We start from the raw sequence: 13,461 nt of genomic DNA on the forward strand, positions 1-13,461 counted from the left end.
GGCATAATGCCACCCGGAGGAGTGAACGGCATGAAACGCCCGAATATGCAAAGGAAACACAGCACGCGGCTCGGAAAGAAAGGCTATTGGTCAGGATATAAAAGGGGCCAGGAGCAAGGCAACAGGTTGGGTCAGGCTTCGTTCGGCAAGGTTTTTGAAGGCATCAGTATTATCATTCCGTCCTGCAATCAGCTTCAACAGCTCCGTGCATGCATTCACCGTATTGAGGAGAATACGAGCCATCCTCACGAAATTATTGTGGTGGACTGCGGCTCGACGGACGGGACATCCACCTATTTGCTCCGTAAAAGCATCGCTGTGCGTTATGCGCTGTTAAAAAAGGATGTGCAATTGATAGGTAGCCTGAATCAGGGGTTGATGATGGCAAAAGGCACTACTATTGTGGTACTGGATCAAAACTCCATGGTGACCCCCGGCTGGTTGGATCGGTTGTTAGGATGTTTATACAGCGATCCGCGTATGGGTGTTGTCGGGCCTGTAACGAATGGTCCATTCAAAGAACAGCAGATTGAGGTTCCTTATATGAACGAAAATGGAGCACGTCAATTTGCCATGACCTTTAATGTCCCCAAACCAGATGCATGGCGAGAGACCGAAAGCTTGGCCGGATTTTGTTTATTGCTGCGCAGAGAGACACTGGAAAAAACAGGCTACTGGGACGAAGGCTGCCACAGTACTGAGGAAGCCCTTGCAGATTGGCTACTGCGTGTGCGTTTGTTGGGGATACGTATGGCAATTGCCGGAGATGCTTTTATCCATTATGAAGAAAGAGATCGGGATACGGTGTATGGTTTTCCTCTAACGACCGAAAAAAGCGGTTCAATGGAGGAAAGCAGCCGGAACCGATCCTTTTTTGTACAAAAGTGGGGGGATGCGGATAAGCTGTTCCACAACCTGAAATTCAGTACAGCGGAGACGGACGGCCAGATATCAACAGGTAAGGAAACGCACGTATCAGCGGCAAGCTTTTATCCCGTCGGAGCGGTTGTTCAGGGACCGTCCGGGGCAGTATTTCGGTTAGAGCCGGGAAGAAGGCGGTATCTGCATGGAGTCAGTGCTGCGGGAGGTGAAAACGTACGCCCTGTCAGATTGTCTCAGCTGGATTTGTTAGCACTTCCCTTGGTAGGGAAGCCGGAGGTCACAGTTTCCGGCAGCACTGATGCACCTGTAGCTGAGTCGCCAGAGGAACCCTTGCCTGTGCTGGCGGCTCCTGAGCTGGGGAACATGTCCATGTTGCCCACACTTCATATCCCCGCTCAACGTAAGCGCTGGATTGAGTTACTGTATGCTGAAGGTGGGCAACTGTACCAAATCGGCAACGGCTGGAAAAGACCATTCCTTACCCTCTACGCTGTGATGAGCTGGCGGGCTGAGGACTATCCAATTCAATTTTTGTCCTCCGAAGAATTGTCGGCATTGACGGAGAAGCAGCCTATTATTGCTCCACCGGTGCTGCACGGGCATCTGTAATGATCTGAATAGGCGCTTTTAGGCGGAACCGACTACTCGCTGCGGCATACGCTGTAGTAGCGGAAAGCCCGTAGGTAATTCGTGCGTTCCGCACGGCGGAGCACATAAAGGAGGGGCCTATGCATAACGAGTTAGATGATTTGTTGATCCACATTTCGCACTCGCAGCAGCAGATGTCAAGGTTGTTGGATGCGGAACGGCAGGTGGTTGTGCGCATGGCGCAGATCATACATGAACTGCCAGATGAGGAGCCGCGTTTTGATGGAATTCCGGGCATTCTCGACAGCTCGGGACAAGTAAACAAAAGCATTGTGGCCTATCTGAACGGTATTGCCGATCTTCAGGAAGCAATGGCTGAAATGCTCGTTCGTGTCGTGAAGGAAACGGCATACCCGGAAGAGGAGTAGCGTAACAACCGAGGGCAGGGAGTGAACACATGAGTAGGGAACAAGCAATGATTCACATGCTGGACGCAGCCTCCAAGATGCAGCGGAATGTGTCTATGATCCTGGAGGCCAAGGCGGTCGAAGCAGAAAAAGTGCGCAATTGGGCGCTGAACCATCTGGCGCCCCACGCCTTTGACACCGATGAAGAACAGCTGGGACGACCTTTGGAGATTCACGAGCAAATGGTGGAAATGCTGGAGGGATTAACGCGGCTTCAGACTGGTCTTTGCAGCAATCTCAAAGCATTGCTGGATCAGGATGAGCAGCAGGGTGGCGGCATGGAAGGGATGATGGGAGGAATGGGCTCGGGGGATATGAACTAATGAGCATGAGGCGTGAACGTGAGATCAAGCTGGATATGATGGAGTCTATTGCTGCCAGCCAGCACGCCGTTGCTCGGATGCTGACCAGTCTTGCGGACTTGACGCCCCATGCGGATATGTCGGCTACCCGTCTGGAAGAATCCATTCGTATACTCAGCAACTATCAGGGAGAAATCACGCAAATGTTGGCGGGTATTCCATTAAGACGACAGGTATATGGAAAACCGACGAAGCCGTGGCTCCATGTGCCTGTTCAGAAAAATGAAACCACGACGAGAAAGCAAAGGAGGAATGAAAATGAGCACAAGGTGGGAACGCGCCACTCGGGAAAAAGCCCGCAAAAGACGTAAAGATGCCCGGCGTTCCAGTATGCGCAGATTAAAACGGAGAAGAAGACGTCTGCTTGCTCTAAGACGCCGTAAAAGAGGACATCATTCTGCACGTAGAAGGCATCCTCTTTTGCGGCGGCGGAAAAAACCTCAAGCTAACCCGGCGGCAGCCCCTTCTGCGGAGAATCCACAGCCCGGGACTGTTGCATTGGAGCATGATCCGCAGGCATTTCAGCAGGGATATGATGCAGCTTACAACGAGGGTTTCAATTCAGGCTTTGCCAAAGGTTATGAAGATGGACACCAGGTCGCTTACAAAGCTCAGTAAACTGTGCAAATCATCTATTACTGTTCACCCCCGAAGCTAACAGCTTTGGGGTTATTTGCGGTTCGGCAGTTGGACGGGCAAACGCCAATTTTGTCCGGGCAGTGGCAGTCGTCCATGATGCGTTTGACCCCTCCGCATATAGTTTAGGAGTGACAGAAGTTTATCCTACAACAGGACAGGGTGAAGGATGTGAACGATCAACAAAGCGGAAATGAACGCGAAGCGTACCGATGCGGCTATCGGGAAGGACGCAGAATGGGCGGTTGCACGGCTGCTCTGTCACAGGTCGTGGCCATACAGCCTGCTGTTCGTCATTTGAAAGTGTTGTATATTCCGCAAGGTTTCGCAGCTATAGACACAGGTGTGCAAGAGGCATTAGGCCAAATATGCAGCTCATGCGCCATCGGTACGCCTGCTACCATGCTAGCTGACGCCGAGGCTCAACGTCCAGACCTCGTGCTGGTCATGAACGGGCTGCATGTTTTTCCGGCGGATCATCTGGAGCAGGTACAGCAAATACGAGCCCTGGGCATTCGGACGGCCATATGGTTTGTAGATGATCCTTACTTTACGGAGGATACGGCGTTGATCTGCCAATCCTACGATGTCGTATTTACGCACGAAATTTCTTGCCTGCCGTTTTATCGCGATCAGGGAGTAACGAGGGTTCACTATTTGCCGCTGGCTGCGTCAGCTCGTATCTTTTATCCCCGGCGGGTAGAGCGGGAGCATCAGCATGATATTTGCTTCATTGGAAATGCCTTCTGGAACCGTGTGAAGTTGTTCGACTACCTTGCTCCCTTCTTGGCGGACAAAAGAGTGCTGATCGTAGGTGGGCACTGGGATCGGCTGACCCGGCGGGATGTGCTGGAACGCTTTATCCGTCCGGGTTTTATGGAGCCAGAAGAGACCGCTCAATACTATAACGGCTCCAAAATTGTCATCAATATGCACCGCCCGACAGACCCCGGACTGGATAATCGGAATACACACCAGCTTTCAGCGGAGTCCATCAATCCTCGGACATATGAAATTTCTGCTTGCGGCACGCTTCAAATGACGGATATTCGGAAGGATTTGAGCCGTTATTACCGACCAGGCTATGACATTGAAACCTTCTCTGGAGCAGAGGAACTGAAAGTGAAGCTGGACTATTATCTCAAGCATGAATGGGAACGCGAACGCATGGCCTGGCGCGCATTGTACACGACTATGCAAAAGCATATGTACTCCAATCGCATGGAAGAACTGCTGGACAAGGCGATGGCCTAAAGTAAACACCATAAACAGTGAGGAGTGAAAGTGATGACGATATCTACGACAGGACCGTATGACCCGGCTGTTCACCAGACGGCGGCAGCCTCCTGGGAAAAGGGGAGAACTGCGGGATTGCATGACGGATACGACGAAGGATACCTGCGCGGCCGTGCTAACGCAATTGTTGCGCGGATGAAAGCAGTTTTCCCTTTTCGACAAATCCATGTACTGTATGTCGTCTCAGGCAAAGGCCTTCCGTATTCTCCGCTGGATGAGGCGGTCATTACCACGTTGCAAAGCATGACGGCTCAGGTTACCGTAACAGACCCACGTCAGCCGGTAGGAGATATTGCCGCTCAGCTCCGTCCGAATCTGATGCTGGCACTGGATGGAATGGATCTTCCGTTGGAGCAGGTTACTGCGGTACGCCAGTTGGGCATCCCCACCGCCATCTGGCTAACGGACGATCCATATTACACCGACACGACGACCAAAATCGTCACGAATTATGATTATGTGTTCACGTTAGAAATGAACTGCATGGAGCTGTACCGTCAGTTGGGTTGCACGTCTGTGCACTATTTGCCCTTTGGGGCATTTCTGACTCACTATTTCCCACTCAGCTCGCCCGCTTCGGTACGACGTGAGATTGGGTTTACAGGCTCAGCCTACTGGAACCGTATCTATTTCTTCAATCCGATTATGCCTCAGCTCATGGCCCGTAACATTAAAATCAACGGAATCTGGTGGGATCGTCTCCCGGATTATCAGTCGTATGGTGACAAAATTGAGCTGGGCCGCTGGATGTCTCCGGTCGAGACCAATGATTCGTATAACGGCAGCAAAATCGTAATTAACCTTCATCGTTCCCATCAGGATGATTCGGTGAACAACAACTCACTGAAAATTCCGGGAGCTTCGCCCAATCCGCGTACGTTTGAAATTTCTGCCAGTGGCACGTTGCAACTGACAGATACAAGAGATGATCTGGCTCGTTTTTACAAGCCAGGGGAAGAGATTGAGACCTACAGCTCTCAGCAGGAACTACTCGAGAAGGTTGAGTTTTATTTGACGCATGAAAAAGAGCGCCATGAGATTGCCCTGCGTGCTCTGGAACGAACCCTGCGAGAGCACACGTATGGTCACCGGATTGACCAACTGTTGTCGGTCATATTTCCATAAGGTGATTCACACGTCCGATGGTTGCTATTTTAAAGGAGGTGAACTCCGATCAAGCCGAAAATGATGCTATTCAGCCATGTTAGCAATGTCCGCAGTATTACGGGGGCAGAGAAGCTGCTATTGCAATTTTGTATAGACATGCGTACGTACTTCGATTGTATTCTCGTAACGCCTGGTGAAGGGCGGCTGACCTCAATGGCCCGCAAGCGCGGAATCACCGTTCTGACACAGAACCTGTTCATGCTGCATGGCATGTATACCCCATATGAGGGATTGGCGCAGGATGCAGAGAATTTGCGGACCCATGTGGCGTATGCACCGTTGTTCCAGATGCTTCGGCATGCTAGACCCGATGTGGTGATGGTCAATACCTGCGTGAACGTCATGCCTGCAATGGCTGCCCAAGAGCTTAATATTCCGGTGATCTGGAAAATAACTGAGGTCATCAACCAGAATGCGCATACGCCAATTTCTGTCTCTATTATTGAGCGCTATAGCCAATGGGTCATCGGCATTTCGCAAGCTGTAATGCGTCCTTTGCATGGTGGGGGACTGACACGTCCGCATACGGTGTTGTCTCCCTGCCGGGATATGGATATGCCGTCTCCCAAAGAGCATGTGCTGGAACGGAAAAGGAAACGTGAAAAACTGGGGCTGCGGGATTTCCATATTTGCATTGGTTATATTTCTTCCTTTATCTACGAAGCCAAAGGGCTGTTACCTTTTGTCCAAATGGCTCTAAAGCTGTGCGAAACCAATTCGCGATGTCGTTTCTGGATCATCGGCAGCTCGGTGGACTCGGAATATTATGTAAAATGTGTCTCTTTAATCCGCCAATCTCGTTATAGCCGCCGCTTCCAGTTCAATTCATTCGAGGAATCCGTGTCAACGGCCTATAGCGCAATGGATATTGTTGTGATCCCAAGTATGGTGGAGGAAGGCTTTGGCCTGACCGCCCTGGAAGGGCTAGTTTACGGTAAGCCCGTGGTGGCCTTTGCGCAGGGTGGACTTGTGGAATTAATGGAGGCGACCGGAAATACAGATTTTTTGGTAGAGCCGGGCAACAGCGACATGTTGGCGCAAAAAGTGGGCTATCTGCTCGATCATCCCGAAGAAGTGGAACGGATTGGTGTGCGTAACAACAGTGCGGCTACACGTGTATACGGACCTGATTCCTACCGAGGTAGTTTACACCTCATGGTCAGTCAATGGGTATGTCATCAACCGCATTGGTTCCCGTTGATTCAGCAGCCGGGTGGACCTGTATGGACGAGGGAAGGCGAAGGGTTGCGTCAGGTCACCGCTATACCGGATGGTTATACCAGCACGATTCGAGAATTTCCCGAATCGGTAGTGTGTCAACTGCCTGTGCTGGGTCTGCCGCCAATTGAATATGCAGCCATTCAAGGCTTGCCACAACCAGCATCCCCTTTACCTGAGCCACCGCCCGAATTGCCCCGCGGCAAGCGTAGTATTCGGGCAAGATGGTCAAAGGGGCGCAAACGTACCCGACTGCGGAATCGCAGGTATAAGAGAAGCGGCGGCAAGAGTCGCCTCAAGAAAATTCACGGGTCCCCGTTGTCGAAGGGACTTTATCCGAAAAGCAAGTCCAGACAGAAGCTCAAGCGGAAATTCAAGCACCGGTCACGGCGACATAACGCGCACAAGCAGAAGCGAGTCACACTCAAGGCTGGACAGCATACCAAACAACGGTCCGGGTGAACCTACGCCGGACCTTTGAGATGAACGTTAAGCTGGAGCACAGCCAGTCTGCTGGATGGCTATTATTCATTGAACGACATAATTCAATGAAACAACGACAGCAAAGGTGGGTTCCAAAACCATGAAAATATTGACCGTGCTCGGCACAAGACCGGAGATTATACGGCTCAGCCTGATCATTCCGAAGCTGGACCGCCATGCAGATGAACATGTGCTTGTGCATACGGGCCAAAATTATACCGAAAGCCTTAGCGGGCAGTTCTTTCGCGAGCTGGGACTGCGTGCCCCGGATTATGTACTTCAGGAGAAAGCGGGGACACTGGGCAAACAGTTGTCCGTCATGTATTCGCAGATGGAGGATATTTTAAACAAGGAACGCCCCGATCATGTGTTATTGCTCGGTGATACGAACAGCGCCTTATGTGCCTTGCTTGCGGAACGTATGGGTTACCCGGTCGTGCATATGGAGGCGGGGAACCGTTGTTATGATCTAGATGTGCCGGAGGAGAAGAACCGGCGTGTCATTGATGCGATATCTACCATTAATATGCCTTATACGGAGCAAAGCAAGCAGCACCTACTACGGGAAGGCTTTCCAAGCCAACGAATTATACTGACTGGAAATCCGATCTACGAAGTGATGCAGCACTATGAGAAAGAGGTATCCGGCAGTGGAATTTTGAAAAAGTTGGGATTGTCGCCTGGAGAATATTTCCTGGTCACTGCCCACAGAGCTGAAAATGTCGACCATCCACCGCATTTGCTGGCTATTTTAGATGGTCTCAACCGGGTAGCCCGGCAGTTCGGGCAGCGGGTCATTTGCAGTATTCATCCCCGCACCGCCGCCCGGATCGCAAGCCATCCGCCGATCCAGCTTGATCCGCTAGTGGAATTTCACGAACCGTTCGGTTTTTTTGACTTCGTTCTGCTGGAGCGGCATGCCCGCTGCGCTTTGACGGACAGTGGTACCGTACAGGAAGAGTGCTGTGTCATGGGGGTGCCGACGGTTACGATGCGCCGGACGACTGAACGGCCGGAAACGGTAGATTGCGGCAGCAATATCGTGTCCGGCCTTGATGGCGAGGTTATAGCAAACGCAGTAGCCATAATGACCGGGATGACCCATAAGTGGCAATGTCCCGCGGGCTATCTGGCAGAAGATGTGTCGGATAAGGTAGTTAAATTTCTGCTTGGAGGGAAACGGCATGTTTGAAAACCAACGTATCTTGGTTACCGGCGGTACCGGCTCCTGGGGGCATGAGCTGGTTACCCAGTTACTGCCGCGTAACCCCAAAGAGGTCATTATCTTTTCACGCGGAGAATCCAGTCAGGTTGCCATGAACAGGCAGTTTGAGGATGAGCGGCTCAGCTTCTGTATTGGAGATATTCGGGATAAGGATGCGCTGACTACCGCTTGTCAAGGAGTGGACTATGTATTTCATTTGGCAGCGCTCAAGCACGTGCCCGTCTGTGAGGATCAGCCCTACGAGGCACTCAAAACCAATGTCGTAGGCACCCAAAACGTAATCGAGGCCGCTGTCGTTAATCAGGTCAAGAAAGTCATTTATATATCGACTGACAAGGCCGCGAATCCGTCCAATTTTTACGGCATGACGAAGGCAATAGGAGAAAAACTGATTGTTTACGCCAACCTGCTGAATAGCGATACACGTTTCGTGACGGTGCGTGGCGGTAATGTTTTGGGCACAAACGGAAGTGTGGTGCATCTGTTCCAAAGCCAGATACGCCAAAAGGGCAAGGTTTCGATCACAGATATGAACATGACCCGCTTCTTTCTGACCTTGCGTGATGCAATCAGTCTCCTGTTCAAAGCCTCGGTGGAAAGTGTCGGCGGGGAAATTTTTATCATGACCATGCCAACCTGCCGTATTTTGGACTTGGCTGAGGTGCTCATTGAGGATTCAGGTGTGGAAAACGTAGAAATTGTAGAAAAAGGTGTGCGTCCCGGCGAGAAAATTCATGAGATTTTGATGAGCGACTTTGAAAGCCTGACGACGGTAGTCTATGACGAGCAATATTTGGTCATTCTCCCAACGCTAAATATTCCTCAATTAAAGGACCGCTATAATCAGTGCCCTCCCGTGTCATTCAGCAGCTTTAGTTCGGAGTTTAATTTGATGTCGAAAGAGGAGATTCGCAGCATTCTCCAAAGCGGGGGGTTCATCAAATGAAGCTGCTTATTTTGGGTGGTAACGGCATGGCGGGCCATGTTCTGGTTAAGTATTTCCAAAATCAGAGCGGGTATAACGTGTTCTACACCACCCGTGATCCTGAAAATAAAGGCGGTCTGCTGCTGGATGTAAAGGACAGTTTTATGGTGGAGCAGCTGGTACGGAGTGTACGGCCAGACGTTATTATTAACGCGGTAGGCGTACTGAATCAGCATGCCGGGGAGGATCAGATTGCAGCATACCAAATCAATGGATTGCTGCCACATCTTCTCCGGCGGACAGCGGACAAAATCGGTGCCCGATTGGTTCATATCAGCACGGATTGCGTATTCGAAGGAAATCGGGTACCTGGTTTATATAAGGAGACGGATCAACCCGATGGGACAAGTGCCTATGCTTTGACCAAAATACTCGGAGAAGTAAAGGCCGCAGGGCATCTGACTATCCGTACCTCCATTATCGGGCCGGAAATTCGGCCCGGTGGCATTGGTCTGCTGCACTGGTTCTTGCAGCAGAGCGGGGACGTTAACGGGTATCGCCGGGTCTTTTGGAACGGGGTTACGACGCTGGAATTAGCAAAGGCGATACAGGTGCAGATGAATGAGCCGCTGGACGGACTCATTCATCTGGTTCACCCTGAACCGATCAGCAAGCATGATTTGCTGCTGCTGTTCAAAGACACTTGGAATAGGGAGGATATTCGGATCGTGCCGAAAGATGCGCCGGTGCAGGACCGGACGCTTCGTTCTACCCGGGCCGATCTGCTCTACGATGTTCCTCACTACAGCATCATGCTGAAGGAGCTGCTGGAATGGACGGAAGCACAGCGGAACAACGTCGGCCTGTCATAGTCATTACCGGAGCGGCGGGCTATACCGGGATGCATGCCTGCCGCCATTTTGCAAAGCTCGGCTGGGAGGTAGCGGCGCTGACTCGCACTGCCGCTTCCGTCCCAGAACTGATCTTACTGGCTTGCGATGATGAAAATAACAGCTCAGAAGCGGTGACCCATAGCTATATTACGCCTTATGTGTGTGACTTGCTCGACAAGAAACGTCTGGGCGAAGTAATTAGACAGATTGCTCCGGATTATGTGCTTCATCTGGGTGGCAAAAATTCCGTACCTGAATCTTGGCAGAGTCCACTGCTATACATGGAATCTAATGTACTGTCCACCCTGTATCTGCTCGATGTACTGCGACCTTTCCCAAAAGTCAGAATTGTCGTGGCGGGTTCTCGGCTAAAGACGGCTTTGCAGGCTCCGTATCATCCAACGCATCCATACAGCCTTAGCAAAAGCCTTCAAGAGGCAGTCGCGCTCTCGTGGGGCGCGCTGTTCGAACAATCCGTCATGCTAGCAGAGCCTTGCAACTTGATCGGCCCGGGCCCATCTACCGGATTTTGTGCATTACTCGCGGGGTATATCGTTCAGACGGAACGTATGGAGGGGCAGTCCGTAACTGAAACTGCCCCGTTCCAAGTATCTTCCCGACATGCGAAACGTGATTTTCTCGACGTTCGTGATGCCGTTCGCGCATACGGTGTGCTATTGGAGCAGGGTGTATCAGGCCAAGTTTACTCGGTCTGCACAGGCCGCATTGTGGAACTGGGCAATATCGTAGAACGTATGGTTGCTCTGGCCAAAACATCTATTCCTATACAATGGGGAGATGTGGCAGAGTCAGCATCCACCGAGGCATACCGTGCGAAAGAGCTGGAGGACATGGGCTGGAAGCCGACCATACAGCTGGGGCAATCTCTGGAGGATATGATTCAATACCGCCGAGCTGGAAAGGAAGGAACGATATGAGACCGAAAGTAACGATTGTCATTCCCTTTTATAACTGTGCATATGTGGATCAGGCTTTGCAAAGTGCACTAGAGCAAACTTATGGGCCCCTCGAGATTATTGTCGTCGATGACGGGTCCACGGAACATGTTGATATGCTTCAGGCCTATCTTCCGTATATACATTATTTGGGCAAATCCAACGGTGGAACAGCCAGCGCTCTGAATCATGGTATCCGACATGCCAGCGGGGAATATATTGCATGGCTCAGCTCCGACGATACCTATCATAGGGACAAAATTAATAATCAGGTTTCTTTTATGGTGGAAAACGGTGCGTACATCTCCCATACCAATTTCAATTTCATCAATCAATACAGCCAAGTCACAAGTTACCAGGCAGCCGCCGTGTTTCCGTCTATGACGGAGTTTTACCGTTTTTTTCAGCAAGGAAATCCGGTCAATGGATGCACGGTTATGTTTAAAAAGGAGCTGTTTGCACATATCGGTTTGTTTGATGAATTGCTGCCGTACACACATGATCTGGATATGTGGTACCGAGTAATGCTGGCGGGATATCCATTTCCTTTTCTGAACGAGTCCCTGGTTAACTACCGCTGGCATGATGAAATGGGAACCAAAAAACATTGGCCCGCTGTGGAGCGGGAGTACAACATCACCCAAGCACGTTATCGAGATCGCTTTAGTCAGGTATTGAGCGGTTTATCCTCATGAAGCCGAAAGTCTGTCAGGGGGGATTGATATGGTAGATACGGGGATTGTTATGCCACTGTACAAACAGGATATCGGCTATCTGCAAGCTGCGATCTCATCCGTACTAGCCCAGAGCTACAGGGCATTTCGCTTCATCATTGTTATTGACGGAGCGCCGGAAATGGTGGGGCCAGCGCTCCACGCAGCAATGGGAGACCCGCGCGTTCAGTTGGTTACACTCCCTCAGAACAAAGGAGTATCCCACGCTCTTAACCGAGGGTTCGATGAGTTGTTTAAAGATCCTGCGATCAAGTATGTGACCTGGGTATCCAGCGACAATGTTTATAATGCTTCCTTTATTGAACGATTGCGGCAGGAGCTCGAGCAGGGGCCGGACTCACTCGGTCTTGTGTACTCTACCTTCCGCCAGGTTGACGCATATGGGAACCCGTTGTACGACGAGCAGCATCAACAGGCATTGATCCGGTACCAAAGTCAGCCACATCACGAATTATTGAACGCCAGCATTGTCGGGGTTTCATTTATGTACAAAAGCAAATATGCCCGTCAAATTGGGAGTTATCGGCTGCAACCAGTTGAGGATTATGATTACTGGCTGCGGCTGACCGAGACATGCAGCATGAAATTCATCCCGGAGATCCTGATGGATTACCGGGTGAATTCCACATTTAGTGTATCGGCCGGCCTGCACAGCCAGAAGGAGCACCGACGCTGGCGGCACGCATTCCAAATCGCCAAGCATGAGGCGAGAGCCCGCCGAGGTATCCCACTTGAGATGACGATTTTAATGCCTGTCACGGATATGGCTCAAGCTGAGCCATTGCTAGATAACTTACTGGAGCAGCACTACAGTAACTCTGTGGTACGTTTGCTGGATTTAACGCCAGAACAGGGAGCCGCCGCTTTCCTGTCGATGATGCCCGATCCTCGGTTAATCGTAACGCCACGTCAGCATTATTCGGTCCAGGAAGCACTGGTTCAGGCGATTGGTGAAACAACGACCCGCTTTGTTGTATGCTTCGGTGTCAAACCTTATATTGCCGTGACGGATCTGCTATATCTGACGGATTTGTTGCGCCCATTACAGGATACACATGCCTTTTCCTACTATACAGATGACCATTCAACCATCGGTAGCGGCCGAGGGGTTCAGTCCATACCACCGGAATGGAATTACGTGCATTACACCTACAGATTACATCAGGCACTGGAACAGGGCGGCTTTTAAACAACAGGAGACAGTGCCGGGATTGTGGTCAGCTCGGACTGAAGGACACGATGCTCCTGTACAACATTACCGAACTGATCCAGTCCGAAGTTGGAAAGCACAACACTGGTAGGTGCAGCGGAGACTACGTTGTATTGCACCTCGTAGGCAAGTACCCCTTGTATAAAGAAGGTACGTCGGGCAATGGAGTTTGCAGGTAAGTTAACTGATGTCACGTATAAGGGGATCTTAGTATCCGGTACAAGCGAGAAAAAAATTTGGATGGTCACGGTTGCCGCGTTCACGGTATCCTCGTTGACCAAATTTACAACGACATTGGAGCAGGCAGTACCAAAATCTCTAGTGTTGGTCATATATCCGGTTGTAAAAGCCAATCGAATCATCCTCTCAAAAAACAGAATATTGGAAAACCCCTGAAGGGATGCTTCTATACTATGAAT

General features: G+C 50.8%; 15 protein-coding genes. 14 read left to right on the plus strand and 1 reads right to left on the minus strand.

Annotated features, from left to right (window positions below):
- Positions 1–30: 30 nt before the first annotated feature.
- From AC5ELV_RS14940 to AC5ELV_RS15005, 14 genes are all read left to right on the plus strand, one after another.
- Entirely contained in the window at positions 31–1,491 is a 1,461-nt protein-coding gene (locus AC5ELV_RS14940; protein ID WP_493430809.1) for a glycosyltransferase family 2 protein, read from the plus strand.
- A gap of 119 nt (positions 1,492–1,610) precedes the next feature.
- Entirely contained in the window at positions 1,611–1,898 is a 288-nt protein-coding gene (locus AC5ELV_RS14945; RefSeq protein ID WP_013311765.1) for a hypothetical protein, read from the plus strand.
- Between the two features lie 29 nt (positions 1,899–1,927).
- Positions 1,928–2,260 carry an alpha-helical endospore appendage domain-containing protein gene (locus AC5ELV_RS14950; RefSeq protein ID WP_029518277.1) on the plus strand — a complete coding sequence of 111 codons (333 nt, stop codon included), beginning with the start codon at positions 1,928–1,930 and terminating at the stop codon, positions 2,258–2,260.
- Positions 2,260–2,610, plus strand: coding sequence for a hypothetical protein (locus AC5ELV_RS14955; protein ID WP_493430810.1), 351 nt, complete (start codon positions 2,260–2,262; stop codon positions 2,608–2,610). Before AC5ELV_RS14950 ends, AC5ELV_RS14955 begins: the two co-directional genes overlap by 1 nt.
- Positions 2,558–2,917 (plus strand): hypothetical protein, encoded by a 360-nt coding sequence (locus AC5ELV_RS14960; RefSeq protein ID WP_493430811.1) that lies wholly within the window; start codon positions 2,558–2,560, stop codon positions 2,915–2,917. The genes AC5ELV_RS14955 and AC5ELV_RS14960 overlap by 53 nt, the downstream gene beginning before the upstream one ends.
- Before the next feature lie 180 nt (positions 2,918–3,097).
- A complete protein-coding gene (locus tag AC5ELV_RS14965; protein WP_493430812.1) occupies positions 3,098–4,189 on the plus strand; it encodes a CgeB family protein in 1,092 nt (363 codons plus the stop codon).
- Positions 4,190–4,222: 33 nt separating this feature from the next.
- A complete protein-coding gene (locus tag AC5ELV_RS14970) occupies positions 4,223–5,356 on the plus strand; it encodes a CgeB family protein (RefSeq protein ID WP_307353329.1) in 1,134 nt (377 codons plus the stop codon).
- Positions 5,357–5,416: 60 nt separating this feature from the next.
- Positions 5,417–7,078: a glycosyltransferase gene (locus AC5ELV_RS14975; protein WP_493430813.1), complete on the plus strand. Its 1,662-nt coding sequence runs from the start codon at positions 5,417–5,419 to the stop codon at positions 7,076–7,078.
- Positions 7,079–7,199: 121 nt separating this feature from the next.
- The gene (gene wecB / locus AC5ELV_RS14980; RefSeq protein WP_493430814.1) at positions 7,200–8,291 is read left to right on the plus strand and encodes a non-hydrolyzing UDP-N-acetylglucosamine 2-epimerase; all 1,092 of its coding nucleotides are present in this window, start codon (positions 7,200–7,202) and stop codon (positions 8,289–8,291) included.
- Positions 8,284–9,270: a polysaccharide biosynthesis protein gene (locus AC5ELV_RS14985; RefSeq protein WP_342427029.1), complete on the plus strand. Its 987-nt coding sequence runs from the start codon at positions 8,284–8,286 to the stop codon at positions 9,268–9,270. Before wecB ends, AC5ELV_RS14985 begins: the two co-directional genes overlap by 8 nt.
- Positions 9,267–10,121: a dTDP-4-dehydrorhamnose reductase family protein gene (locus AC5ELV_RS14990; RefSeq protein WP_493430815.1), complete on the plus strand. Its 855-nt coding sequence runs from the start codon at positions 9,267–9,269 to the stop codon at positions 10,119–10,121. Before AC5ELV_RS14985 ends, AC5ELV_RS14990 begins: the two co-directional genes overlap by 4 nt.
- Positions 10,082–11,080, plus strand: a complete 999-nt coding sequence (locus AC5ELV_RS14995) for an SDR family oxidoreductase (RefSeq protein ID WP_493430816.1) — start codon at positions 10,082–10,084, stop codon at positions 11,078–11,080. Before AC5ELV_RS14990 ends, AC5ELV_RS14995 begins: the two co-directional genes overlap by 40 nt.
- On the plus strand, positions 11,077–11,793 hold the full coding sequence (locus tag AC5ELV_RS15000; RefSeq protein ID WP_025722605.1) for a glycosyltransferase: 717 nt from the start codon (positions 11,077–11,079) through the stop codon (positions 11,791–11,793). Before AC5ELV_RS14995 ends, AC5ELV_RS15000 begins: the two co-directional genes overlap by 4 nt.
- Before the next feature lie 28 nt (positions 11,794–11,821).
- A complete protein-coding gene (locus tag AC5ELV_RS15005; RefSeq protein ID WP_493430817.1) occupies positions 11,822–13,021 on the plus strand; it encodes a glycosyltransferase family 2 protein in 1,200 nt (399 codons plus the stop codon).
- Here AC5ELV_RS15005 and AC5ELV_RS15010 read toward each other — a convergent pair.
- Positions 13,018–13,395 (minus strand): hypothetical protein, encoded by a 378-nt coding sequence (locus AC5ELV_RS15010; protein ID WP_307353335.1) that lies wholly within the window; start codon positions 13,393–13,395, stop codon positions 13,018–13,020. The genes AC5ELV_RS15005 and AC5ELV_RS15010 overlap by 4 nt on opposite strands.
- Positions 13,396–13,461: the final 66 nt, after the last annotated feature.

It is taken from the genome of Paenibacillus sp. NMA1017, assembly GCF_058895805.1.

Excerpts from the sequence above, each read along its gene's own strand:
- AC5ELV_RS14955 (WP_493430810.1), top strand. The coding sequence starts at position 2,260 with ATGAGCATGAGGCGTGAACGTGAGATCAAGCTGGATATGATGGAGTCT.
- AC5ELV_RS14945 (WP_013311765.1), top strand. The coding sequence starts at position 1,611 with ATGCATAACGAGTTAGATGATTTGTTGATCCACATTTCGCACTCGCAG.
- wecB (WP_493430814.1), top strand. The coding sequence starts at position 7,200 with ATGAAAATATTGACCGTGCTCGGCACAAGACCGGAGATTATACGGCTC.
- AC5ELV_RS15000 (WP_025722605.1), top strand. The coding sequence starts at position 11,077 with ATGAGACCGAAAGTAACGATTGTCATTCCCTTTTATAACTGTGCATAT.
- AC5ELV_RS14950 (WP_029518277.1), top strand. The coding sequence starts at position 1,928 with ATGAGTAGGGAACAAGCAATGATTCACATGCTGGACGCAGCCTCCAAG.
- AC5ELV_RS14940 (WP_493430809.1), top strand. The coding sequence starts at position 31 with ATGAAACGCCCGAATATGCAAAGGAAACACAGCACGCGGCTCGGAAAG.
- AC5ELV_RS14970 (WP_307353329.1), top strand. The coding sequence starts at position 4,223 with ATGACGATATCTACGACAGGACCGTATGACCCGGCTGTTCACCAGACG.
- AC5ELV_RS14995 (WP_493430816.1), top strand. The coding sequence starts at position 10,082 with ATGGACGGAAGCACAGCGGAACAACGTCGGCCTGTCATAGTCATTACC.
- AC5ELV_RS15005 (WP_493430817.1), top strand. The coding sequence starts at position 11,822 with ATGGTAGATACGGGGATTGTTATGCCACTGTACAAACAGGATATCGGC.
- AC5ELV_RS14990 (WP_493430815.1), top strand. The coding sequence starts at position 9,267 with ATGAAGCTGCTTATTTTGGGTGGTAACGGCATGGCGGGCCATGTTCTG.
- AC5ELV_RS14960 (WP_493430811.1), top strand. The coding sequence starts at position 2,558 with ATGAGCACAAGGTGGGAACGCGCCACTCGGGAAAAAGCCCGCAAAAGA.
- AC5ELV_RS14985 (WP_342427029.1), top strand. The coding sequence starts at position 8,284 with ATGTTTGAAAACCAACGTATCTTGGTTACCGGCGGTACCGGCTCCTGG.
- AC5ELV_RS14975 (WP_493430813.1), top strand. The coding sequence starts at position 5,417 with ATGATGCTATTCAGCCATGTTAGCAATGTCCGCAGTATTACGGGGGCA.